This is a genomic window from Methanothermobacter thermautotrophicus str. Delta H, from assembly GCF_000008645.1.
In the GTDB taxonomy this organism is placed as follows: Archaea; Methanobacteriota; Methanobacteria; order Methanobacteriales; family Methanothermobacteraceae; genus Methanothermobacter; species Methanothermobacter thermautotrophicus.
On the sequence record NC_000916.1, the window covers coordinates 1,044,813 to 1,068,595 of the forward strand.

Sequence of the window (23,783 nt, forward strand, 5' to 3'; positions counted from 1 at the left end):
AAGTTCATCCTCCAACCTCCAGAGCACAGCTCATTATAGAACAAGCCATACTGTACATCTCGTTATTATCCAGTATTAATCTGAATATAACCGCTTATGCTTCAGTTTTTTGACATCTATGACTCTATTGAATAAGAAAAAAGGATAATATAAATGTTTTCAAAAGGAAAAAAAGAAAAATTTTAAATATGAAAAATCATTTTTCATAAAAATATTAACAGTGATAATAACATGGTCTGTGATAACTGGAATCCTGCATCTGAAAACAAAAAAGGAGGGGGGTTATTTGAGTGACAGTGCACCCTTAGGACAGGCAGGTATGCACTGGTCACAGAGTATGCAGAACCCTTTAAGTGGAACCTTCTCGTCGGTGAGTTTCAGCATGTCGTATGGGCATGCCTCAATACAGTCACCGCACTGGTCACAGAGGGCAGGGTTGTACTGTACCCTCTTCCTCTTGACAACCTCACCATCAACGACCTTGTCCATATCAACAAGGCTCAGTGCGCCCTTAGGACAGGCCACCGTACATGCACCGCAGCGGGTACACATGGCAAAGGATGGTTCCTCATCAACCTTCTCATTGTCCGGGACCTTCATGCCCTCCTTAGTGACCACCCTTATGGCGTCGTTGGGGCAGATGTTGGCGCATGCGCCTATGAAGTCACATTTCTCCTCATCCCAGACAAGGCCCTCTTCACTTGCAGGTTTCGCAGGACCCAGCTCCACCTCAAGGTCTATGGCGTCAACAGGACAGAGCTGTTCACAGAGTCCACATGCCGTACAGATGGCTGGCAGTTCAACTGTGAGGTTGGATGTCCTTGGAACTATGAAGTCACCGGGACATGCCTCGACACATGTGTTACAGCCGATACAGGCATCCTCATCCAGCTCGAATTTCTTGATCTCCTTGGCCCTCTTTTCTGGCTTCCTGCCTGATATGTAGACGGCGTTCCATGGACAGGTCTGGGCGCAGACACCACATTTTATACAGGTGTCCTCATCGATCTCTATGACGCCACCGACCTTATCAAGGGTTATGGCGTCCACAGGACATTCAGGGACACACATTCCACAGCCCACACAGTCGGCTATGAATATTGGCCCCTCGATTTCCAGTTCAACCTTTGCAGGTTCCTTGATGCCCTCAACACCTATAACCCCTACCGGGCATATGTCAACGCACTTCTGGCACATGACACAGAATCCCTGAAGCGGGACCTTCTTGACCTTTCCCTCGTCGAGTTTGAGGATCTGTGGAGGGCAGACCTCCACACAGTCCCCGCACTCGTTACACTTGTCAGGGTTGAAGACTATCCTGCCCTGTGTGTTGCCTGCCTCGTCAACCACAAGGTCCTCGAGTTTGAGGGCGCCTGTGGGGCATATGTCAACACACTTTGGTTCCCCGCCACAGATGTCACAGTAGATGACATCCTCAGGTGTTACCTCAATGGCTGCGGTTGGGCAGGTCCCCTGGCAGGCACCACACCTTATGCAGTCCTCTTTATTGACGATTATCATTTTACCACCTTTCTGGTGAAATTAGATCCTTTTTACAAGGTCGCCTTCACTGTCGTATACTTCCAAGGTGGCAAGTCTCATCTGACTGTCAATGGTGTGTGTTGCGCAGGAGAGACATGGGTCGTATGCCCTTATGACCATCTCCATGAGGTTGAATATCTTATCATCCACTTCAACGCCAGGTTTGATGTAGTCCTGGGCAACCTTCTGGATACCCATCTCCATGGCCGGGTTGTTCTGGATTGTTGCAACCACGATGTTTGCCTTGGTGATGAGGCCGTTTTCATCGCAGGTGTAGTGGTGTGTGAGTGTTCCCCTTGGCGCCTCAACTATACCCACACCGTCTCCAGCCTGTCTTTCAAGTGAATCCGGGAACTTCTCTCCTGATAGGTCTCCTTCAAGTGCGTCGGCTGCACATTCAGCACATGCGAGGAGTTCTATGAGCCTTGCCCAGTGGTACAGGAGGGTCTGCTGTGCGTATCCAAAGTTTTCCCTGAACTCCTTGAAGTGCTCCTGTGCCTTTGGAGCTGCATCAGGCATCTTGTCTGCAACGTTGAGCCTTGAGAGGGGTGAGACACGGTAAACACCGTCCGGGTATCCCAGGTCCTTTATGTATGGAAACTTGAGCCAGGAGTAGGGCTTGACATGTTCGGCGATTGTGTCTGCGTAGTCTGCAGGCTTGAACTCCCTGAACATGTTTCCTTCCTTGTCCTTTATCCTCACTATACCATCGTAGACGTCCCATACACCGTCCTTCACAAGACCTGTGTGGTAGGTTTCGATGTTACCAAGTGAGTTCACGAGGTCAATGTTCTCCTCGAAGATGGGGACTGCCAGTTCAAGGGTGGCCTCTGCCAGTTCAACGTTTCTCTGGGCCTTCTTGAGGAGGTCCTTCTGGGTTTCATCGTCGAGTTCTGTTGAGATACCACCTGGTGTTGATGATGTTGGGTGGATTGGCCTTCCACCGGTGGCCCTCACAAGTTCAAGGGCGTTTTTACGTAGTTCTATGGCCTGAAGAGCAATATCAGGGGCATCCTTTATAATCTGGAAGACGTTCCTTGTCTTTCTGTCCTTACCTGCTATGAAGTCAGGGGCTGCAAGGAAGTAGAAGTGCAGACCGTGGGAGTGCATGTATGAACCCCAGTTCATGATCTCCCTCATCTTGTAGGCTGCAGGAAGGACATCCTCTGGTTCAAAACCGAAACATGCGTCAACAGCCTTGGCTGCTGCCAGGTGGTGCTGCACGTCACAGATACCGCAGATCCTTGGAACTATCCTTGGTGCTTCCTCGATGGGTCTTCCCTGGAGGAACTTTTCAAACCCACGGAACTCCATGACATGGAGCCTTGTGTCTTCAACATTACCTGCATCATCAAGGTGTACGGTAATCTTGGCGTGACCTTCTATACGGGTCACAGGTTCCATTGTGAGTTTAACCATCTATTTACCCTCCTTCTGTATTTTCATTGGTATGAGTGCTGCTGGAAGTGTGAAGGTGTAGAATGTTCCAACAATATCGTCCAGCTGTTCAGCCACTTCCTCAGGGTCGACGGTTTTGTCCTCCTCGACCTTGTAGTCAGAGGCTATAGCACTTATCATCTTGGCGCCCTGGTCCTCAACACGTGCTGTTGGGCCGTAGCATCCACGGCAGGGTATGGCTATGCTCGGGCATTCGGCGCCACAGATGGATACTGTTGCAGGGCCCATGCATATGAGTCCCTGTGGTATGAGACAGAGGTCGTCTTCTGGTTTACCAACCTCAAACTGCCTCTTTATGAAGTCCATTGCAAGGCCTTCTGGTGGTTTCTCCCTTGGACAGACTTCGCAGAGGTTTGTTTCAGGGAGTTCTATTTCCTCACCTGTTAGAAGTGCCATAACTGCTTCTGCAGCCACATCTGAGCGTGGTGGGCAGCCAGGGACCTCAAAGTCAACGTCTATGACTTCACCGAGTGGTTTGACCCTTCCCTCAAGGTGGGGCACGTCTTCAGATGGGATAACACCTTCCTCGTTGGGTGTTGTGATGGAGTTTATGTAGGCCTCCTCGATAACTTCATCCTTGTCCCAGAGGTTCCTGAGACCTGGTATACCTCCGTAAACTGCGCAGGTACCGTAGCTTATGACAAACTTGGCCTTTTCCCTGAGCTCCTCGGCAAATTCCCTGTTCTCATCGTTGACGATTCCGCCCTCGATGATGACGACATCGAGTTCAGGAATTTCATCGTACTTTGTGTCCATTAACACGGGGCTGAATTCAAAGTCCGCATGTTCCATAACGTCTATGATCTTTTCATGGAAGTCTGCAATGGACAGGTGGCATCCGGAGCATCCTCCAAGCCACATTGTTCCTATTTTTATCTTTTCAGCCATTTGAAATCCTCCTTATGCTTCAGCTAGCTGTTTTTTGATTGGTGATGGGCCAAGGTCCTTTATCCTGTTAACCATCATCTTAACTGTTTCAGCGAATTTTTCACCCTCTGATGCTGATATCCAGTCGTGGTGGATCCTTTCCCTGCCGATTCCAAGCTCATCTGCCAGTTTGTAGATCAGCCTCATTCTCCTGTCAAGCTTGTAGTTTCCTGCGTCGTAGTGGCAGTCACCATGGTGGCATCCTGTTACAAGGACACCGTCAGCGCCTTCCCTGAATGCCTTGAGAACGAACTGTGGTTCTATCCTTCCGGAGCACATCACACGGATAACCCTAATGTTTGTAGGGTACTGCATCCTTGCTGTTCCCGCAGTGTCGGCTCCACCGTAGGAACACCAGTTACAACAGAACATCACAATTTTTATGTCATCTTCAGCCATAGAGTTTCCTCCTTGCTTTTGGATCGTACTATAATTGTACTTGGTATATGGTTTAGGAGTGGTAAGTATAAAGGTTACTTATGAAACAATTTCCGAAAATTTTATATGTGTGGTTAAAATTTTTATTATTTTTAATACCACTCCCCTTCCACCAGAAGGCTCCTATGAAACCTACACAAGCGTCACCGTGTCCCTGAATTTTCCGGAAATTTTTGCAGATATCTGGGGGATGGTGGTGGACACTATCGATGAATCAGCCGAACTGTAGGCGCCCTCATCATCAGAATTTCCCGGGTGAACATCTGTCCTTAGCTCTGATCTCAGATTATCAACCGTCACCTGCTCAACCCATGGGTCCCTGTCCACAATGACGAATTCATCCACAAGGCCATCCAGTTTATCTGCAATAACCCATGAGACGAACCTTGCACCGAATATGGCCACCCTTCCATGGATATCACCATCCTCAGCCATTTTCACAAGTGCATTCACATCCCTCTTCACCTCCACCCTCTCATAGAGAGGTGTTGATGGAAGGCATGCCCAGTGGGCGTCGCCAACGTAGGTGTAACCCAGGGTCCGTGGATAAACGTTTTCTGTTCCTGAAACCTTCACAGCCGCTGCCAGAGCCTCCAGCTGGGCCTTCTGTATGGGTACCGGTGTGAGGCCGGATTCAACCTCCTCCCTCATTATTTTCATGACCCTTGGAAGCCCGAATTTACCTCTCCTGGCTGTGCCTGGAGTGTATCCGCACATGTAACCATGATGGTTCTTCGGGAATCCTGTTATGATTGCATTGAGGCCCGCCCTGAGGCCTATACGGCACTCATCCTCGTATGCACCGTTTGTTGCAACTATCTTTCCGGGGGTGAGTATCCTTGCCGCTGCAACTGCCCCTGCAAAGGCATCCAGACGGTCCCCTGCAAGGTTAAAGGGGCCCCCCTCAAGGACGAATACATCGACACCCATCTCAAGTCCTGCCTCGAAGCCTGATATGAGGTCATCGTATCCATCCCCAACGAACATTATGGCCTCAACGCCCTTCCCGTGTTTTCTGGCAAGTTCCAGAACTTCCTCAGCCTCCTCGAGGGGTGCTGCGTGGGTTTCAGCCCCCTGTACGGGTGTCAGGTTAACTGCAACAGAGGATGACAGTTCAACCCATTCTTCCCTGTCAGATAGCCCCTCCTTTTCCCTGTCAAGGAGCCTTGCATGTATTCTCTCCCTTGGACAGCCCTCGAAGGGTGGGCCTTCAAGGTAGCACTGGCCGCCGCACCCGGTTATGGATCTGGGGAACCTCATTGGCCCGTATCTTCCGAAGTGGTCAAGATCCAGGGGCACCTCCGTTGTTTCCCTCACCTCCCTCATGAGTTCCACAGGTCTCATGCCATAGCTCTCGGCTATATCTGCAAATGCATAGGCGCATACATGTATGGTTGCACCTATGGTGTCAGAGAGCATACAGTTTCCCATGAGGTCAATCTTTTCAAGGTCAGAGGCACAGGTACCCACAATGAGCTCTGTGAGATCACAGCCCAGGGGAAACCTCTTGAAGGTTGCTCCAAGTTTAATCTTATCCTCCCTGGATAGGTCAGAAACAGCATCCACGACCTCTGTAACATCCCTGTCCATTTTAATGATTTCCCAGGCTGTACCTGGGTTATCCACAGCTTCCCTGATTAGTTCATGCATATTGTTTCACCTTCAAAGTCACTGTAACTCAGTATGGAAGGGATGCTAATTTAAGCTTTGATAAAAGTGGTGGGTTAATAAAAATGCAGGGAATGGGTTCAGATTTTAATACCCCTTTACTTCCCTGCCCTCCTGAGGGGTCCCAGTGACTTCACCGTTTCATAGAATTCCTTCATCGTCTTCTGGAACTTCTCGCCCTCTGATGCTGATATCCACTCCCACCGGAATCTCTCCTTCTCAATGCCAAACTCTGGCAGTATATCCTCAATGAACTGGGCCCTCCTCTTCCACTTGTAATTTCCAGAATCATAGTGACAGTCCCCTATGTGACATCCACCAACAAAGACTCCGTCTGCACCGTCACGGAAGGCCTTCAGAATCATGGAGGCATTGACACGACCGGAGCACATCACCCTTATTATTCTGACGTTTGGAGGGTACTGCATCCTCGCTGTTCCCGCAGTGTCGGCTCCACCATAGGAGCACCAGTTACAACAGAATCCCACTATCTTTGGTTCGAAACTCATACCATCACCTTAGAATTCCACTATCTTTGGCTCGAAAATCACCATCAAACTCTAATCCTTCTCTCCACTGTACATTGGCGGTAGCTCTTCACTCACACCTGCTGTGAAACCTGTTCTGTCACGGTATTTCCTCTGTATTCTGTGGTAGATCCTTGCTAGGGGGATGTCCATGGGGCATACATCTTCGCACTGTCCGCAGTTGATGCAGCTGAAGCCCATATGGGACAGTCTCACACCCTGGAATGTCAGGGGGTCGGGGGCTTTTTCATCTGACTCCAGGAGGTAATCCTTCTCAAGTTCGCATTCCCTGCAGAAACATATTGGGCACAGATCCCTGCATGCGAAGCAGTTGATGCAGCGTTTCCAGTATTCATCCCAATCATCCAGGGAAGGGTACTCATCCTCCAGATACTTGTCCTGGAACTTCCTGGCCATCTTAATCATGGCATTTTCAATTTTCTCCCTGATCTCTATCATCTTCATTGGTGGCTCTTTGACCTCGAGGTAGCCCTCCCTGCGGGCTCCCTCGATGATTTCCTCGCCCCGATCTGTGTTGACCTCGATGAAGGTCCATCCCTCCTCTGCACCCCAGTTTCCGCAGGCAATGTCTGCATTCCTGGGCACCATCAGCTCGCATCTCTGGCAGTTTTCCCTTCTTCCGAAGCCCTCCTCCTCAAGGTAATCGATTGATATTTCCTTATGACTGCCATCCTTTAGCTCGACTATGAATTTGCCCTTATCTATCTCCTCCCTGACAACGTCATCAGGGTCTATTTCATAGAAGGTCTCTATCATTTCCCTTGCAGATACCGGGCTGAGGGTGCCTCCACAGTTCAATCCTATCATGTACACCCTCTGGGGATCAATCTGGTGTCTCTTTTCAAGTTCCTTTATTGCCATTGCATCGCAGGGTTTCACAGCCACTGCCAGGCGCATATCATTCAGGTACCTTGATATGAGATCTCCGAACATGGTAGGTGCACAGTGAAGTGAGCCGCAGGTTGATACGATCTCATCTGAGTCTTCCAGGAGGACCGGGATTCCATCGTAGATATCATCTCCCCTTTCAAGTGTCAGGACTCCGTCCACGATCTCCCTATCAAGCATGTATTTGAATATGGCGGTTACTGCTCCGCCACACTCTCCCCTTTTCTGAATTTCCTCGTCGGTGGCCCTTGCAAGAATGTATTTCATTTCAATCACCCAGCCTCTCGAGTATCCTCTCAAATATTTCACCATCTGTGAGAACCCCCTCAGGTTCCGGTAGTGCAGGTTCCAGTTTTACAGTATGTCCTGTTGCACCTGTGTATGAGCCCTCCTTTTCACACCAGCCAGCGGTTGCAAGGAAGATGTCAGGAACTGCACCTGAAGTTTTTATTGACTGGAGGACGAATGATCCCTTAACATCCAGGGGTTCTGCAACTGCACCCGGGTCAATGAGCCACAGGGATTCAATCTCTTCATGGTCACGGATGGGTGGTATGTGCTGCATCACACCCCGGGTGTTGAAGTCCTCAAATACTGGCAGAACCTCAGCCCCTGTTTCAGCTGAGGCCTCCAGGACATCTTCTATCACATCCGGGATTTCAGCTGTAATCATTATGAGGTCTGCTGGAAACTCCCTGAGTTTATCTAGAAGATCTAAATTATCTGAAAAGGTCAGGTGGGAGCTGGAGTTCATGGCCGTCCTTGTTATCTCCCTCCTATCGTACGATCGGACCTCTGCACCACCATCCATGGCCTGGAATATCCTCCTTGCGAGGAGGGGTGCGCAGTTCATTACGTCACCAATGACTGCAATATTATCATAGTTCCTTATTTTCCTCACATCTATTTCTGGATAATCGAATTCTGGAAATACGGTTATAAGACCGTATTTTTTTACATCAACTCTTTCTATGATCCTTTTGAGTTTAGCTGCCTCCTCATCTGTCAGGGTGCCTGTTGTGAGTATGGCTGTCTCCGGTGAGGAGATCATCTCTGTGAGTCCATCAAGGGCCTCATCCCAGTCTGCACCCTTAAGGTTTCCTGATTTTTTAACTGCAGGGGATGTTATTCTATCCTTTACTGGAATCTCATAGCATTCCCTTCCCCTTCTGCATGTCTTTCCCTCGTTTATGATGTGTCTCTTGTAGGGGTAGGTCCCTGCCGGGGATCCATCCACTTCTATAATGTTCACCCCACATCCTGCGCTGCAGGAGGGGCATATGGTGTGTTTCACCATCATTTTCTACACCTCCAGATTCTTTACTTTTCTCTGAAACTCATCGATGCTGACAAGTTCATTCTGGACGCTGATCGTCCTGTCACGTGTTATGTTGAAGAGTTCAACCATGATATTCAGTCCAGAGTCCAGGAGAACCTCTGAAAGGTTTTCCGGGAGTTTCTCGGAGTTCTCAAGGACAACCTTTCCTTCTATTTTAAAATTTAAGGGTATTCCATTGAGAGATTCCACATAGAATGTGTATCCGACCGAATCCTTCTCGAAATTTGTGTAGTCAATTTTCCAGTCCATGTCAAGACTCAGGGTACACGATTTTGGATTTTTTCCAGGCCGAAAAAGTCCAATTTTCTGAATCTGAATGTCCATGCTTTCACCACAACCTCCAGTTTTATCGTGTTTGTCATAATTATCTGCTAACAAGTATTACATATATAAATGTTCCTAAAATTTAAAAGGCATGTGAACCATTGTAATTACATGAAAATCACAATAAAATCCAATTTTAATCATTTAACCGTTTTAAATCCACAATAATCTAAAATTATGGCCATGCGGCCCTAATAGATCCAGAGTTAATATTCTGGCAGGAAATTATAATTCATAATAGATGATTATTTTTTAATATTTAACGTGGTTTGTACTCTGATCTCTAAGAACAACCCGCAACACGCCATTACAGAGTTAAGGGCAGCCTTCCAGTTAGGATCACTGGATTGAAGCAGCTCAGCCACAGATCCGTGATATTAATATCTTAATAATTATGATTATTTTCATATAATATTATATGGATAATGGATGGTAAAGGCTTCCCAAAGGAGGATAAAATGAAAACATTGCTTAAATTGACTTACCCTGAAATTGCCACAGGTGAATAAATTCTCCTTATAAGTTTTTTGATTTGAAAATTATCAAAAAATATATTTATATTGGAAACCGATTAATCTGTACTACTAATAATATAAGTAGTATTACAGAAATGGAGTGATAGATATGAAACTTGCAATACTAGGTGCAGGATGTTACAGGACCCATGCGGCCAGTGGAATAACAAACTTTTCCAGGGCCTGCGAGGTCGCTGAAATGGTTGGAAAACCAGAGATAGCCATGACCCATTCCACAATAACAATGGGTGCAGAGCTAAAAGAACTTGCAGGTGTGGACGAAGTCGTTGTTGCAGACCCTGTATTCGACAACCAGTTCACAGTTATAGACGACTTCGCCTACGAGGACGTCATAGAAGCCCACAAGGAGGACCCTGAAAAGATAATGCCACAGATCAGGGAAAAGGTCAACGAAGTCGCAAAGGAACTTCCAAAACCACCAGAAGGTGCAATACACTTTACACACCCTGAAGACCTTGGATTTGAGATAACAACCGATGACAGGGAAGCTGTTGCAGACGCCGACTTCATAATGACCTGGTTCCCAAAGGGAGACATGCAGCCAGGCATAATAGACAAGTTCATAGATGACATAAAACCAGGCGCCATCGTCACCCACGCCTGCACAATTCCAACCACCAAGTTCTACAAGATATTCGAAGAAAAACACGGCGACCTTGTAACAAAACCTGAAACACTCAACGTAACATCCTACCACCCAGGTGCCGTACCCGAAATGAAGGGCCAGGTCTACATTGCAGAGGGTTACGCCTCAGAGGAAGCAATAAACACCCTCTTCGAACTCGGACAGAAAGCAAGAGGTAACGCATACAGGTTACCAGCCGAACTCCTCGGACCAGTATGTGACATGTGCTCAGCCCTCACAGCAATAACCTACGCAGGTATACTATCCTACAGGGACTCAGTCACACAGGTACTCGGCGCGCCCGCAGGTTTCGCACAGATGATGGCCAAGGAGTCACTTGAACAGATAACAGCCCTTATGGAAAAGGTTGGAATAGACAAGATGGAAGAGCACCTCGACCCCGGTGCACTTCTGGGTACAGCTGACTCCATGAACTTCGGAGCATCAGCAGACATACTCCCAACCGTATTTGAAATCCTCGAGAAGAGGAAAAAATAAACCTAGGAAAATCCCAGAAAAATTTATTTATTTTTTTATCCAAGTAATTTTTACACTTCAATTTACTGACTTTTCAATCCCAAGCAGCTGAAACTGGTGTTAAATTGATAGATAAAATACTGAAAAAGGCGGCAGAAGGGTACCAGCTCCAGGATGGAGAGGTTATCCAGTTATTCAGAATAAGAGAATCCGGGGATCTTGCCAGTCTCATGAAAACAGCCTTCAATATAATGCGTGAAAACCGCGGCTCTGTGAAGCTGACATCCACAGTGCACATAACAAACATGTGCCAGGTCAGGCCACGGTGCGGTTACTGTGGATTTGCTGCAGGCACATCAAAAAATGGTTACTATAACTCATTCTTCAAAACTGATGATGAGATCCTTGAAGCCGCCCTCATAATAGAGGAATCAGGAATACCCAGGGTCAGCTGCTCAGGTGCCCATGGATTCAATGGTGAGCATGCCGTGAAGGCTGCCAGGATAGTTAAGGAGAACACATCACTTGAACTCCTCATAAACGTTGGATCTGACCTCAACAGGAGTGCCACAGAGAAACTTGCAGACTACGGGACAGACACTGTATGCTGCAACCTTGAAACCACCAACAGGGAACTTTTCAGCAGTGTTAAACCCGGTGAGAGAATCGAGGACAGGATCAGGGTCTGTGAAATGGTTTGTGCGGCAGGTATTGAGCTCTCAAGTGGCCTGCTCATAGGTCTTGGTGAAAGCTACGCTGATCGCCTGGAGCACCTTAAGTTTCTATCTAAATTTGAAACCCTTGGTGAGATACCCATAATGGGATTCAACCCCTACCCTGGCACTCCAATGGAGGAACATCCGCCCTGCCCCCTGAGTGAGCAGATGAAGACCATAGCCATTACAAGGATCCTCTACCCTGACATAAGGATAACAGTTCCAACACCCACAATAGGGCCCGAGAATGTCAGGTTTTCCCTGATGGCCGGGGCCGATAACCTTGCAACTGTTATACCGGACGGCTACCCCCATGACGTTAAGGGTGTGGGGTCCCCCCGCTACGGGAACCTCAGGGACGTCCTGAAGGTTGTGAAGGAAATGGGACTGAGGGCCCAGTTAAAACCTGCCCCCTCAGCCGAGGGAGTGGCTCTGCTCTGATTGGGGGTGTTGAAATGCTTGAGGACCTCATAGGTAAAGCCTACCTTGAATCTGCAGAGGACAGACGCCGCGGGGACAGATCTGAAGAGGTTGAGGCCATAAGGAAGTACATAAGGAGTGCCCGCAGGACCGTGGTCCCCAACTGGAATGCTGAGAAGGTTGATGCGATAAACGATGTCCTCAGAAGTTTCAATCTGCGGGAAGCCGAACACCTTCAGTTCAACACCAACTGGGCAGACCTCACCAGGATGCCAGCAGTCACAAAGGCCCTCATGGCGCTGGACATCTCAGGTGCGGACCTTGTAATTGCCAGGGGGAGGCTCGGCGTCCCTGGTTCAGGGTCCCTCCTCGTTATAATGGACTCCAGGGGACGCCTGCTATCTGCAGCCATGTCCCCCCCACATGTAATACACAGCATGGAAGTGAGAGAGGCTGTGAGGTCAGAGATGACCCATGCACTTGAGAGGATAGGGTTTAAAAGATAAAGGCCCCATCAAAGAACAGCAGAGAAAAACAGGTCCATAAACAGTATGAACCATATAACAGGAAACAGCTGATCAAAAATGAAACCCCCTGAAACAGGCATAACAGAAACCGTGAAGACCTTCTTCTCATCCCTCACAGTTGGTGACATAGTAAGACGGATATCCCATCTCAAATCCTCTGCAGTCACTGGGTGGCTCGATGATGCCAGATTTGAACCTGAAAATGCCCTGATTATAGGCTCATACTTCACAGGCGCCGCGATCTCAGGTGCCCTTGACTGCAGGGTTACAGTTGCAGATATAAACCCCCAGACACGTTTCCTCCTTAGGGGAGATGTGGACTTCCGGGAGGGTATTCATGGACTGAATGGTGACTGGGACCTCATAGTTGATACAACCGGCATTGGTGGTGTAACCCCTGAGGAGCTCTCAGGTTTCACTGCAGGGGCCTTCATCGTTGAGGACCCGACCTCTGATGGCAGTGATGAAACAATAATGGGCTACAACAGTACCGCTGAACGGCTTGAGGCGGTTGAAGCAGATCTGAAGGCGTCCCTCCGCACCCTTGGACTCGGTGCCAAGACCTCGGGCACAATGACCCTCACAGTCGAGGTTCTTCGAAGGTCAATGGCCGATGCCCTTGAATGTAGAGGAGTACTGTATGCAACCGCAACCCTTAGGTTCTTTGAGAGGATCCTCTTCAGAGAGAGGGACCCTCAGGGCTTCCTCAGGGCCCTTGAATCACCTGCCCTTACTGTATCGTCCCTGGGGGATATCAGCTGCGATGAGATACTTGAGGGGAACCTAGGAATGATAAGGTCGGAGGTTACAGAAGAGGACGGTGATAACAATTAGAATAGACTCCCTTATCGAATTGATGGATAGGGTTGCCCCCCCTGAACTTGCCCTCCCGGGTGACCGGATAGGATACCATGGCCCTGAAATCGAGGTTGAAGCTGTCCTCGTCCTCATGGATTACCTTGAGGATGTCGCTGTGGATGGCTACGACCTCCTGGTCCTCCACCACCCCCCTGAGGTTGAACCCCCCATCCCCTACCTCACAGTCCACTCCAACTGGGACGTTGCCGATGGAGGTGCCTGTGACGCCCTGGCAGATGCCCTGGGACTGGATGTTGAATCATTCCTTGACCCTGATACAGGTGTCGACCGCATATGTAGGGCTGATCTATCCCTTGAAGAGCTCCTCGAAAGAACAGGGGTTCTTAATCCTGAGACCCTGCGGGTTGTTAATCCCCGTGAATACGTGGACAGGGTCGCTGTGGTTTCTGGCTTTGGACTCTCAGATAAATCACTCATAATGAGGGCCTGGAGTGAGGGTGTATCGGCGTACCTTTCAGGTGACCTCACCCATGGACCCGCCATCCTCGGGAGGAACATGGACCTGACACTCATAGATGCAGGTCACCATGCGACCGAGATGCCCGGTCTCCACAGACTCCGTGAGGTCATTGAGGATTTCGGGGTCATGGCGGAACTCCTGGATACTGGCACCCCCTGGAGTGAGTACAGGGCCGCCTACATTTAGGTACATGGAACGCATGAACTTAAGGGAAAGAGCAGAAAATGGCGGTGATATTATTGGAGATCTCTGAACTTGAAGGGAAAAAGGCCCCCCGTGGTGAGGTAACCCTCGTTGGTGCCGGCAGGCTGGGGCTTCGAACAGCCCTCAACCTCATGCAGATACACAGGGGAGGCCCCGAGAGGATAAATGTGATTGATGGTCAGCGTGTATCTGCCGATGACCTCATATTCCGCCTCATGGGTGCCACGCCCGGGGAGTACAAGGTGAAGTTCATTGAATCACTTGCAACCCCTGGCTTCTCAAGGACGGTGAGGGGCATCCCCGAGTACATAGACCGGGACAACCTCCACCTCCTCAGGGGAGATGTTGTCTGTGTTGAGATTGCAGGTGGTGATACCCTGCCTGTGACTGCAGAGATAATAAAGTACGCCCAGAAAAGGGGTTCCGCCACCATCAGCACCATGGGAGTTTTCGGGATAGGTGAGGAGGAGGTGAATGCCATCAGTATAGAGGAGGCTGATCCCGGGAACCCCATAGTGGAGTACCTCCTTGATGAGGGCGTCACTGACCACCTGCTTGTAGGGACCGGGAAACTGATAAGGGACTGGGAGCCAGTAACCCCGTACGTCCTTGACCGTGTATCGGAGGTTATGACTGCAGAGATACTCAAACTCCTCAGGAGGAAACTCGGATGATAAGGGTTGCGACTGCTGAGTGCTTCACCCATGGATTCGTTGCAAGGGAGATACACGCCTACTCCATGGGCTACCCTGGAGGCTACAGCTGGAGTGTGGACTCAGATGTGGTGCTGGTGGCAGGTCTCTTCATACCAACCCTCTCAGGTATAAGGAGCATCCTCAAATTTGAACCCCCTGAACCCTCAGCCACCCTGAATGACATCAAGGTCTACACTGAAGAGGAGGATGAGAGGGTGGCCCTCATGATGGCAAGATCCGTGAGGGAGCTCACCTCAGCAGATCTGGGTATAGGTACGACCGCAGGTATCGGAAGGGGCGGCATTGCAGTTGTCTCAGAAAACAGGGAGGAGGTCATAAACTCCGATGTTGAAGCGGACCTCAGGTTCTCAGGGGCTGAAGAGATCCTCATGAGACAGAGATCCGGTATACGGTGCGCACTTGAACTCCTTGAATCCTTCCTAGAATAGGATTGGCATAGGAATCTATTTATTGTATCCTACGAATAATTTATTAAAAGGAAGAAATAGGTGGTGGTTTAACTGCTTCTTGAAATAACCGACCTTGCGGTTGAGGTTAGCGGAAAACAGGTCCTCAAGGACATAGACCTCTACATCGATAGGGGAGAGACACATGTCCTTCTCGGACCCAACGGTTCAGGTAAGAGCACCCTCTTCATGACGATTCTGGGTTTTCCAAAGTACAGGGTTACAAATGGTCAGATAATCTTCAAGGGTGAGGATATAACCGATCTGAGCACAACAGAGCGTGTGAGGATGGGTATAGGTGTCAGCTTCCAGAACCCCCCAGCAATAAGGGGTGTGAAGCTCATGGACCTCCTCAAGGTTGAATCTGGTCTGGAAACAGAGGACGAACTGACACCCGAGCTGCGGGGACTTGCAGCCAAGATGAAGTTCGATGAGAGCTTCCTTGAGAGGGATGTGAACCTTGGATTCTCAGGTGGTGAGGTTAAGAGATCCGAGATCCTCCAGTTACTGGCCCAGAAACCTGACTTCATAATGTTCGATGAACCGGATTCCGGTGTTGACATTGAGAATGTGGAGCTCCTGGCGGAGGAGATCAACGTGCTCCTTGACAAGGACAAGAAACCTGGTCTGAGGAAGAAGGCAGGGCTCCTAATAACCCACCTGGGATACATACTGAACTTTGTAAGCGCCGATACCGCCCATGTGCTCATGGATGGCAGGATAGCATGTTCAGGGAATCCACAGGAGATAATTGAGGATATAAGGAAGGATGGATTCAAGGGGTGTGTTGAATGCTGCGGGATACACTGAAGAAGGCTGAGAAGGCCAGGGAAAAGAAGGCCCTCTACGGTGAGGACATCGACCTTGAAAAATTCATAAAGGAGGAAGCCGGTGAACACGAGGAGGTGACGAGGGCCAAGGAGGTCCCCAAGGAGGTCCAGGAGACACTCCTGAGGGTCGGTGTTGACCCTGAGGAGAGGGAAAGGGCAGGTACCTTCATACAGGTTGATCAGTCAGGCATCTGCACAACCTGCGCCTCCGAGTCAATAGAAATCATGGGAATGAATGTCGCCCTCGATAAGTACAGCTGGCTGAAGGATTACATGTGGAAGGCAGTTGCCGTTGACACCGACAAGTACACCGCCACCACAGCCCTCAGGGAGGCTGAGGGTGAAATGGGTGGTTACTTCATAAGGTCAAAGCCGGGTGCACGTGAGGTGTTCCCCCTACAGGCCTGTATGTTCATAGGTGATGAGAGGGTTATGCAGACAGCCCATAACATCGTAATAGCTGAGGAGAACTCTGAACTTCACATAATCACAGGCTGTGCAACAGGAGAGGATGTGAGCTCAGCCCTCCATGTGGGTGTATCCGAGTTCTACCTCAAGAAGGGTGCCAGGATAACCTTCACCATGGTCCACAACTGGGCAGAGCAGGTTGAGGTGCGCCCCAGGACCGGTATAATGGTTGGTGATGACGCCACCTACATAAACAACTACATACTGACAAGCCCCGTGAAGAGCATCCAGTCCTATCCAACAGCCTACTGTACCGGTGAGAACTCAAGGGTCGTCTTCCAGTCCATCCTTGGTGGTCAGAAGGACTCTGTGCTTGACATGGGCTCAAGGGTCATACTTGAGGGCAGGGGATCCAGTGCCGAGATGGTCTCACGTGCTGTCTCCAAGGACTCATCACAGATATATTCAAGGGGTCACCTTGCGGGGCGGGTCCCTGAGGTTAAGGGTCACCTTGAATGCCACGGTCTTGTGCTCTCAGATGACTCAATGATATACGCTGTCCCTGAACTTGAGGGTAGCGCCACTGAACTCGAGATGTCCCATGAGGCCGCTGTCGGTAAGATAGCCGAGGAGGAGGTCATGTACCTCACCTCAAGGGGTCTTACCGAGGAGGAGGCAGCATCCATGATTGTGAGGGGCTTCCTGAGTATGGATATAACCGGCCTTCCACCCGAACTTGCGGCTGAAACCAAGAGAATGCTGGATATGAGCCTCAAGGGCATGTAAATCCAGCGAATTTTTTTATTTTTGGGTAATCCTGGAACTTCTTTAACTGAAAGAAAGTACAAGCCTCTACTCTGAGGATATAACCCGGAAAGGATAATTAGAGGAAAAAATAGTTATTCTGCGATTATTATGAATTCACCGACCTTTTCAACCTTCCCGAATGGTACCAGGAGGTAGTCGCCCTTCTTCTTGGCCCCCTTGACTGTCACGTTTCTACCGCTGTCCACCTTGATAACCACGTCGGTTATCTTACCTGTTTTATCGTTGATTATGAGTTCTTCAAGCTCCCCCAGGATGCGTGCATTGTTGGTGGCGACCTGGTATCCCTTTATCTCACTCCAGTACTTCTCTTCCCCTTTTATGAGCTTCTTCTCTTCCATCAATCTCACCTAAAATCTTCTCCAGAACCTTCAAATCCCTGCAGCTATTTATGTTAACCGCGAGCTCCAGCATGGAAGCCTCAAGGATCCTCTGTTCTTGTACTCTGTTTTTACTCATTAATATATTTACCCCGCAGGGTACTAATCCATCCAGGGACCCTGAAAAATCAAGTCCATGCCTTCTGCACAGGTCATCTGGTACTGCGACACACATGGCAGGTTCCGGGCATGAATGGTAGCTGGATATTATCCAGTCAATGGTTGATGGCCTCACAAGTGGGAGGTCAGAGTTGATGACAAGGAGGGGCTCATGGTATGATTCCTCAAGGTGTGAGAGAACCTCCCTGAGATCCTCCACATAACCTCCGCCCGATGCTCTGAATATGGGGTGTCTTCCCCTAACATGATCCTCTGTCATGGGGGTGTGTGGGCTTGTTACCACGATTATCCCATCAACACCGGTGGCAGACTCCAGGGCCTCGAGGACATGGTCTATCATGGGTCGTCCTGCTACCTCAAGGAGGGGCTTTTCACAGTCGATAGCTAGCCTTGTGCCCCTTCCACCGGCCATTACAAGTGCCATCATCCTATTCAATCCATTTATCTTCCTTTCTTGACTGCAACTTTCTCCTCATTCCGAGGATGCACGGGCCGTTCTGCCTTCCTCCCAGGGGCTTGTGGGGTGTCCCCATGGAGTTCATGCACCTTGCCATGACCGCTGCACCCATGGCCAGGGCATCTGAGACAAATATACAGTCCCTGAAGCGGTCCTTCACATATTCAAGTATTAGACTGGGCTTTGTGCCTGTGATTCCGGCCCTGCCTGTGACACCGAGGACCGAACCCTCCTCAATGACACCCTCCTCGAAGGCCTCATCTATGAGCCTCTTTGCTATGAGTGCGCTGACATGGTCCAGTGTTGCAAAGAGGGTGTGTATACCATCCTCCTGGTATATGCTGTGGCCGATTTCTGTTAGTTCAGGGAGCTTATCACCATTTTTACCTGCGTCACATCCTATGAGTGTGGTGCCTGCGCTGTAGGCGGCCTCTGTATCCACGGGGACCGTTCCGAATCTTTTTCTGTTTGCAGGGACCTTCCGGATGTCGATTATTTCATCATGTATCCTCTCGGCATGCCTCCTGGCCTTCTTCCAGTTGGCCCCCTTGAGGATGGATTTCTTGTAGAGGTCAAGTGCTGCTCCGCCCCTGCAGTCCACCATCTCGGTACCCCTGATTATGGCGTCCGGTATTGCGCCTGCAAGTCCGCAGAAGTTCCCGACGGTCCTTGCGTAGGGTTCATCCGCATTGACTATTCGGCCTGCCAGGGTTGTTCCAAAGTCCAGGGAGACGCAGGGGTTCCTGTAGTCCACATTTGTCCACTTTGAACCGACCTTGATGCCTGCTGTTACAAGTTCTCCCTCCATCTCGTTTGCAACAACCTCCCTGCCCGTCGGAGGTATAACGCTTGCCACTGCACCGTCGAATATTACACGGTCGAGGTAGCAGAATTCTCTGAGGCGTTCGGGGATGTTTTCCTTTGAGAGGGCGGGCGCCATCTTCCTGGGGGGTATACCTGCTGCAAGGCAGCCGTCTGCCAGGGCTATTATGAGTTTACCCACCTCCTCGGGTGACCCGAAACCTGCTGTTACACCGGTGGATCTTACAACAAAGTCGAGGTCCCTTTCAATGTCAACCTTCGCCCTTCTGAGGGATTCAAGTATCGTGTCTCTTACGAGTTCAGAGACAGCCTCCTTTGTGAGCTCAACACCCCAGACTGTCTTGCCAAAGACCTCCTCTCTCTCCCGTGGGGGTCTTATGTCACGGGTCATCTTGACGGTCTTGTCAAGGAGGTAGGTCCTGCTGGTGTTGAGGTTGGTGGCTGTGAGAATGCACTTTGTTGTTGTGTTGCCGAGCTCCACTGAGGCAACAATGTAGTATACATCCGGGCGCATTGAGTAACCTGACCCCACCGTCTTCTTGGTAAAGGGTGCTGTTTTAGTATCCTCTATTGTTATGAATCTGCTTTTTGCTATAATGGGCTTGGGACCGAATAATCTGCTCAAAAATGACAAATGATTACCCCCTGATTTAATGTAATATTGTATCTGGGGAGTTAATATAAATCTTATGAATAGGGTCAGATGAAAAAGAATAAAAGGTTTAAAGGGGATCTTCACCCGAGAAAGTCTGGTGGGTGAGGGTTTGTTGTTAGACTGTCCTCACCAGGTGAATTGTGCAGGGTGCGTAGTGTACCACCTTCTCTGATACACTTCCAAGGAGGTGTTTGTCAACCAGGCTCTTACCTGTACCCATCACTATGACGTCGACATCCTCCTCCTCTGCAACTTTAACTATCTCATCTGCAGGGTCACCCTCACGCATAACGGCCCTGAAACTGACATTGGGGTTTTCTGGGCCTGTTAGTCCCTTTTCCATGTCCCTCAGTATCTCATTACCCCTCTGGGTCAGCTCCTTAACCATCATCTCCTTGACTTTCTTGGGTGTGAGGAATGGTACCGCCGTGTCAACCACGTATAGACATATGACCTCTGCTTCCCTCCCATGGAGGAGGTCGAGGGTGTGCTCTATGAGTTCATCCATGTATTCTCCCATTGTTGGAACCAGAATTTTCCTGTACATTTCAATCACGCCAGTACAAAAAGTCTCATAATAACATATGATATGTACACTGCAAGTAAAACTATGCCGCCAGTCCTCTTAAGTTTCATGTCCCCTTGCCTTATAAGGAGGACAAGGAGCACAGTGACAAGTATCATCACCGGTGCATCAAAGGTGAGGGACAGTCTCTCGACGGGTACAGGTGCTATGAGGGCCGGTACACCTATGCCCACAAGTATGTTGAAGGTGTTGCTTCCAAGGACTGTGCCTATTGAGAGTTCATGGAGTCCCTTCACCGCAGATGACAGTGTGACCACGAGTTCCGGTATACTGGTGCCTATGGCCAGTGTGAAGAGTCCCATTATCATGGCAGGTATTCCTGCGATGTCTGCCAGTTCAACTCCGGTGTACACAAGTATCCGGCAGCCTATAACAAGACCTGCAAATCCCACGACTGTGAGGGCAAGCTTTTTTAGGTCAAGGGGTTCTCTTTCATTTTTACCTGAATTTTCATCTGAATAGGTCTTCTGGGCCTTTATGAGGCGCCAGAGATAAACAGCATAGGTTAGGACCATTACAAGTGCTGCAATTTTACCTATATTTCCGAAGAACATGAAAAATAGAAGAATCAGACCCGTTACAAGGGTTGCGCTGAAATCCCTCTTAAGACCGTCGGCGTTGGTCTCTATGATCCCAGCCACCACAGAGGATATCCCCAGGATCCCTGCAATGTTCCATATGTTTGAGCCTATAACACATCCCACCCCTATATCTGTACTCCCGGACAGGGATGCTATGAGGGCTGAACCGAATTCAGGGAGGGATGTCCCGATGGCAGATGCAGTAACACCGAGTATGACCTCAGATATCCCCAGGGAGGATCCAAGGTCAACCAGGTTATCAACGAATAGATCCGCAGATTTTATAACCAGTATCAAGGAGGCCACAAGGCCCACTATGAGAATCAATACCCTTTCAAGCAAGTTATCACCACTGAAGAATTTCTTCAATACCCTCAAGACCAGTATAATAATTGAATACTGGCACTTAAAAGTTTGTGTCGGAAATATGTTGCCGTTTTCTTGTATTTAAAGATTGTTATAATAAAAATGAACATTTTAGTATTAAAGATGTTGAAAAAAAATTAAATGGTTTAACTGCTCCTAGAGCAGTTTGAAGAATGGGTGATCTTCCACTGGCTCTGTGCCTATGTCCTTGGCTGCTTCACTTATGAATATGTCAGCCATTGCACAGGCAGGGAAGGCCATTTTGGCGTTTTCTATTGGACCGTAGAGGACGAAGTCACCACCGGCCATCTGCTGGATCAGGTTGGATCCAACGTCACAGACAGGCCAGGCCTCCTTGTGGTCCTTCTTGTATTCACGTAGCCAGTCCCAGGCTGATGGCACGTTGTGTATACCACTACCAACAGGGTAACCCCATTTGCTCTTGACTGCAAAGGATGTCCTCACAGCCACACCGGCACCCTGACCGAGTGGTGTTACAGCCACGTCCATGAGGTACTTGTCGATACCACACTCAGCAGCCATTTCAAGAAGACCCTTGTCTATTGTGCCTGCACCGTCTTCCCAGATTCCAATCTTACCATCAACTGTGGGGTCCATTGGGTTGAATCCGAGGACAATTGAAGCTGAGAGTTTTGTTTCCTTGAGAGCCTCAAGTTCTGCCTCATCAGCGGCCATGTTGACTGAGTTGTAGATTGCCCTGTCCTCAAGTCCAACTTCACTGGCGTAGTTGGCACCTGCAATCCTTGCCTCACCGGATGTTGAGTCTATGAAGAATGGTGCGTCTGTCACATCACCCACAAATTCAAGATACTTGACAATTGCTTCTGGTGTCTGACCGAAGGTCTGGACGATGTGCGGGTTACCTGTGACATCAGACATCTCTTCCTGGGTCTTTATGAGGGCTTCTGCCTTGTCCTTGTCAAAGACACCTGCCTTCTCATCCTCGATGATGCTGTGTCCACCATAGAATATTGTTCCTGCTAAAACAGTTGGGTACTCTCCTGGCTGACCACCAATTTTGGTTCCAGCTATATCCAGTACGATCTGTTCCTTATCAAACCTAAACATATGTAAACCTCCAAGTTATAGTCCGAATAGGGATTTTAAAAGTCCTTTTAACAGTCCTGCAAACAGTATGTTTGTTACTGCAAGGATAATCAGACCTATCACAATACCATATAAAATACCTATATCTCTACCGATCTGCTGTCCTATTCTCTGTGAATATTCACCTACGGTGAATTCCACCTTTTCCTCGATATCATCGAGCCTCTCATTTGCCTTGTTGAATTCATCAGCAGAGACAAGTACGCGGGGTATTGTGGTTTTATCTTCCTCTGACATCAGATCACCCCTAATATGCTCATCATTGCAGGTACACCGACAAGGAGGACAGCCAGGAGGAATCCGATGGCTATACCTGAAATCCTTGTGGCTATCAGACCTGCGAATAACCTGCCATCTCTACCGATGAGCTGGTTCCGGTATTTTATGTCCTCTACAACACGCTTAATGCCACGTATATTCGGTTTGTTGGATAGTATAATCATCTGGAAGCCTCCCTAGACCAGTAGCAGTATGCCCAGTGTCAGGGTGAATGCAAGGCCTATCATTATACCCTGAACCTTACCTGAGTACATACCTGCGAACATTCTGTTGGTGGAACCTATCATTTTAACCTGTGTCTGGATGTTCCTCATCCTGGCCTCGATGAGTGCTGTTTCTGGTGCCACAGGCTTGACTTCTTCGCCTTCCTCTTCTTCTCCGCCTTCTTCAACCTTTATGACCATTGCCTCTTCTTCAAATGCGCCTGGGTCCTTTTCAATGCACTCCTTGACCTTGGCTTTGATGGCGTCGGCGTCCTCAACGTCTATGAGGTTGACGATTTCCAGCTGTTTCTGGAACCTCTCAATACCCTCATCTGGTATGTTCTCTATGTAGGGAATGGCACCTGTTGCACCGATGATGTTCCTCTTATCAGGGTCCACACCGTTCTGGTGGAGGGCCTCAATACTCTGTCCTGTGATGTGTCCCTGGACCTCTGAACCGCAGAGTATAAGGAACCTGATGTTGGGGTTTGATATGAGGTTGGCGATCATCTTTTCGATACCGAGGTTCTCTGTCTTGCATGGCCCTGCGATGGCAGCGCCGGCCTCCACTGGTACGTCTTCTATGTGTGAGGCAAGGGTGGTGGCAGCCACAGGACTTTCGGGGTCACCCACGATGTAGTCCCCGTTGACCACAGGCCATCCTTCAGCAGGTGATTTCTTTTCAACCACTCATAACACCTCCTATAAGAGCAGGGCAAACAGGATGATCAGACCAAGAATGAACCCGTAAACCATGTTGGTGAGTTTACCTGCTGTGAGGTACACTCCCTCCCTTCCAGGATAGGAATCCAGTGGGGTGGTTGTTGGGTCCAGTGAGTTAATCAGATCATCTGCTGTAGCCTCTAATTCTGCTATCTGTTCGTTTATCTCATCCATGGATAATATTATAACTTCCCTTCCGAGAGCAGCCCCTATCATACCGGTGGAAGGATCAAGGGTCAGGTTGTATTCCGGAGCGATCTTAACAAGTGGTAACATTTCCAT

General features: G+C 49.2%; 28 protein-coding genes. 9 read left to right on the top strand and 19 right to left on the bottom strand.

Going from position 1 to position 23,783, the window contains the following annotated elements; genetic code table 11:
* Window positions 1-282: 282 nt before the first annotated feature.
* The 9 genes from mvhB to MTH_RS05420 all read right to left on the bottom strand — a co-directional run bounded on the left by mvhB (window position 283) and on the right by MTH_RS05420 (window position 9,057).
* Window positions 283-1,521, bottom strand: coding sequence for a polyferredoxin protein MvhB (gene mvhB, locus MTH_RS05380; protein ID WP_010876757.1), 1,239 nt, complete (start codon window positions 1,519-1,521; stop codon window positions 283-285).
* 21 nt (window positions 1,522-1,542) lie between these two features.
* Window positions 1,543-2,961, bottom strand: a complete 1,419-nt coding sequence (gene mvhA, locus MTH_RS05385) for a F420-non-reducing hydrogenase subunit MvhA (protein ID WP_010876758.1) — start codon at window positions 2,959-2,961, stop codon at window positions 1,543-1,545.
* Entirely contained in the window at window positions 2,962-3,888 is a 927-nt protein-coding gene (gene mvhG / locus MTH_RS05390) for a F420-non-reducing hydrogenase subunit MvhG (RefSeq protein WP_010876759.1), read from the bottom strand. It abuts the gene before it with no gap.
* Window positions 3,889-3,900: 12 nt separating this feature from the next.
* Window positions 3,901-4,326, bottom strand: a complete 426-nt coding sequence (locus MTH_RS05395) for a hydrogenase iron-sulfur subunit (RefSeq protein ID WP_010876760.1) — start codon at window positions 4,324-4,326, stop codon at window positions 3,901-3,903.
* A 171-nt stretch (window positions 4,327-4,497) separates the two neighbouring features.
* Window positions 4,498-6,015 (bottom strand): 5,10-methenyltetrahydromethanopterin hydrogenase cofactor biosynthesis protein HmdC, encoded by a 1,518-nt coding sequence (gene hmdC / locus MTH_RS05400; RefSeq protein ID WP_010876761.1) that lies wholly within the window; start codon window positions 6,013-6,015, stop codon window positions 4,498-4,500.
* 116 nt (window positions 6,016-6,131) lie between these two features.
* Entirely contained in the window at window positions 6,132-6,542 is a 411-nt protein-coding gene (locus MTH_RS05405; protein ID WP_010876762.1) for a hydrogenase iron-sulfur subunit, read from the bottom strand.
* A gap of 51 nt (window positions 6,543-6,593) precedes the next feature.
* On the bottom strand, window positions 6,594-7,742 hold the full coding sequence (locus MTH_RS05410; RefSeq protein ID WP_202943325.1) for a Coenzyme F420 hydrogenase/dehydrogenase, beta subunit C-terminal domain: 1,149 nt from the start codon (window positions 7,740-7,742) through the stop codon (window positions 6,594-6,596).
* On the bottom strand, window positions 7,738-8,769 hold the full coding sequence (locus MTH_RS05415; protein ID WP_010876764.1) for a formate dehydrogenase subunit alpha: 1,032 nt from the start codon (window positions 8,767-8,769) through the stop codon (window positions 7,738-7,740). The genes MTH_RS05410 and MTH_RS05415 overlap by 5 nt, the downstream gene beginning before the upstream one ends.
* A gap of 3 nt (window positions 8,770-8,772) precedes the next feature.
* Complete coding sequence (locus MTH_RS05420; protein ID WP_238374179.1) at window positions 8,773-9,057, bottom strand: hypothetical protein; 285 nt, start codon at window positions 9,055-9,057, stop codon at window positions 8,773-8,775.
* Window positions 9,058-9,756: 699 nt separating this feature from the next.
* On the opposite strand from MTH_RS05420, the gene hmd reads away from it, so the two are divergent.
* The 9 genes from hmd to MTH_RS05465 all read left to right on the top strand — a co-directional run bounded on the left by hmd (window position 9,757) and on the right by MTH_RS05465 (window position 17,162).
* The gene (gene hmd / locus MTH_RS05425; RefSeq protein WP_048060977.1) at window positions 9,757-10,791 is read left to right on the top strand and encodes a 5,10-methenyltetrahydromethanopterin hydrogenase; all 1,035 of its coding nucleotides are present in this window, start codon (window positions 9,757-9,759) and stop codon (window positions 10,789-10,791) included.
* Between the two features lie 104 nt (window positions 10,792-10,895).
* Window positions 10,896-11,927, top strand: a complete 1,032-nt coding sequence (gene hmdB, locus MTH_RS05430; protein WP_010876767.1) for a 5,10-methenyltetrahydromethanopterin hydrogenase cofactor biosynthesis protein HmdB — start codon at window positions 10,896-10,898, stop codon at window positions 11,925-11,927.
* A gap of 14 nt (window positions 11,928-11,941) precedes the next feature.
* Entirely contained in the window at window positions 11,942-12,412 is a 471-nt protein-coding gene (locus MTH_RS05435; RefSeq protein WP_010876768.1) for a DUF3236 domain-containing protein, read from the top strand.
* Window positions 12,413-12,490: 78 nt separating this feature from the next.
* Window positions 12,491-13,267 (top strand): SAM-dependent methyltransferase HcgC family protein, encoded by a 777-nt coding sequence (locus tag MTH_RS05440; protein ID WP_010876769.1) that lies wholly within the window; start codon window positions 12,491-12,493, stop codon window positions 13,265-13,267.
* On the top strand, window positions 13,254-13,958 hold the full coding sequence (locus MTH_RS05445) for a Nif3-like dinuclear metal center hexameric protein (RefSeq protein ID WP_010876770.1): 705 nt from the start codon (window positions 13,254-13,256) through the stop codon (window positions 13,956-13,958). The genes MTH_RS05440 and MTH_RS05445 overlap by 14 nt, the downstream gene beginning before the upstream one ends.
* 38 nt (window positions 13,959-13,996) lie before the next feature.
* Complete coding sequence (locus tag MTH_RS05450; RefSeq protein ID WP_010876771.1) at window positions 13,997-14,650, top strand: hypothetical protein; 654 nt, start codon at window positions 13,997-13,999, stop codon at window positions 14,648-14,650.
* Window positions 14,647-15,120, top strand: coding sequence for a FeGP cofactor biosynthesis protein HcgF family protein (locus MTH_RS05455; protein WP_010876772.1), 474 nt, complete (start codon window positions 14,647-14,649; stop codon window positions 15,118-15,120). Before MTH_RS05450 ends, MTH_RS05455 begins: the two co-directional genes overlap by 4 nt.
* A gap of 72 nt (window positions 15,121-15,192) precedes the next feature.
* Entirely contained in the window at window positions 15,193-15,948 is a 756-nt protein-coding gene (gene sufC, locus MTH_RS05460; protein WP_010876773.1) for a Fe-S cluster assembly ATPase SufC, read from the top strand.
* Window positions 15,930-17,162, top strand: a complete 1,233-nt coding sequence (locus tag MTH_RS05465; RefSeq protein ID WP_010876774.1) for a SufB/SufD family protein — start codon at window positions 15,930-15,932, stop codon at window positions 17,160-17,162. The genes sufC and MTH_RS05465 overlap by 19 nt, the downstream gene beginning before the upstream one ends.
* Window positions 17,163-17,275: 113 nt before the next feature.
* Here the strand turns inward: MTH_RS05465 and MTH_RS05470 are convergent, their stop codons facing one another.
* From MTH_RS05470 to MTH_RS05515, 10 genes are all read right to left on the bottom strand, one after another.
* Window positions 17,276-17,542, bottom strand: coding sequence for a PRC-barrel domain-containing protein (locus MTH_RS05470; protein WP_010876775.1), 267 nt, complete (start codon window positions 17,540-17,542; stop codon window positions 17,276-17,278).
* A complete protein-coding gene (locus MTH_RS05475) occupies window positions 17,496-18,128 on the bottom strand; it encodes a TIGR00454 family protein (protein WP_048060978.1) in 633 nt (210 codons plus the stop codon). The genes MTH_RS05470 and MTH_RS05475 overlap by 47 nt, the downstream gene beginning before the upstream one ends.
* Window position 18,129: 1 nt before the next feature.
* Window positions 18,130-19,614 (bottom strand): methanogenesis marker 14 protein, encoded by a 1,485-nt coding sequence (locus tag MTH_RS05480; protein WP_048060979.1) that lies wholly within the window; start codon window positions 19,612-19,614, stop codon window positions 18,130-18,132.
* Between the two features lie 136 nt (window positions 19,615-19,750).
* On the bottom strand, window positions 19,751-20,182 hold the full coding sequence (locus MTH_RS05485) for a universal stress protein (protein ID WP_048060980.1): 432 nt from the start codon (window positions 20,180-20,182) through the stop codon (window positions 19,751-19,753).
* A gap of 5 nt (window positions 20,183-20,187) precedes the next feature.
* Window positions 20,188-21,144, bottom strand: coding sequence for a calcium/sodium antiporter (locus MTH_RS05490; protein ID WP_048060981.1), 957 nt, complete (start codon window positions 21,142-21,144; stop codon window positions 20,188-20,190).
* 180 nt (window positions 21,145-21,324) lie between these two features.
* Window positions 21,325-22,257, bottom strand: coding sequence for a tetrahydromethanopterin S-methyltransferase subunit H (gene mtrH, locus MTH_RS05495; RefSeq protein ID WP_010876780.1), 933 nt, complete (start codon window positions 22,255-22,257; stop codon window positions 21,325-21,327).
* A 15-nt stretch (window positions 22,258-22,272) separates the two neighbouring features.
* A complete protein-coding gene (gene mtrG / locus MTH_RS05500) occupies window positions 22,273-22,533 on the bottom strand; it encodes a tetrahydromethanopterin S-methyltransferase subunit MtrG (protein ID WP_010876781.1) in 261 nt (86 codons plus the stop codon).
* Window positions 22,533-22,739: a tetrahydromethanopterin S-methyltransferase subunit F gene (mtrF, locus tag MTH_RS05505; RefSeq protein WP_010876782.1), complete on the bottom strand. Its 207-nt coding sequence runs from the start codon at window positions 22,737-22,739 to the stop codon at window positions 22,533-22,535. The genes mtrG and mtrF overlap by 1 nt, the downstream gene beginning before the upstream one ends.
* A gap of 12 nt (window positions 22,740-22,751) precedes the next feature.
* The gene (gene mtrA / locus MTH_RS05510; RefSeq protein ID WP_010876783.1) at window positions 22,752-23,468 is read right to left on the bottom strand and encodes a tetrahydromethanopterin S-methyltransferase subunit A; all 717 of its coding nucleotides are present in this window, start codon (window positions 23,466-23,468) and stop codon (window positions 22,752-22,754) included.
* Window positions 23,469-23,480: 12 nt separating this feature from the next.
* A complete protein-coding gene (locus MTH_RS05515; RefSeq protein ID WP_010876784.1) occupies window positions 23,481-23,783 on the bottom strand; it encodes a tetrahydromethanopterin S-methyltransferase subunit B in 303 nt (100 codons plus the stop codon).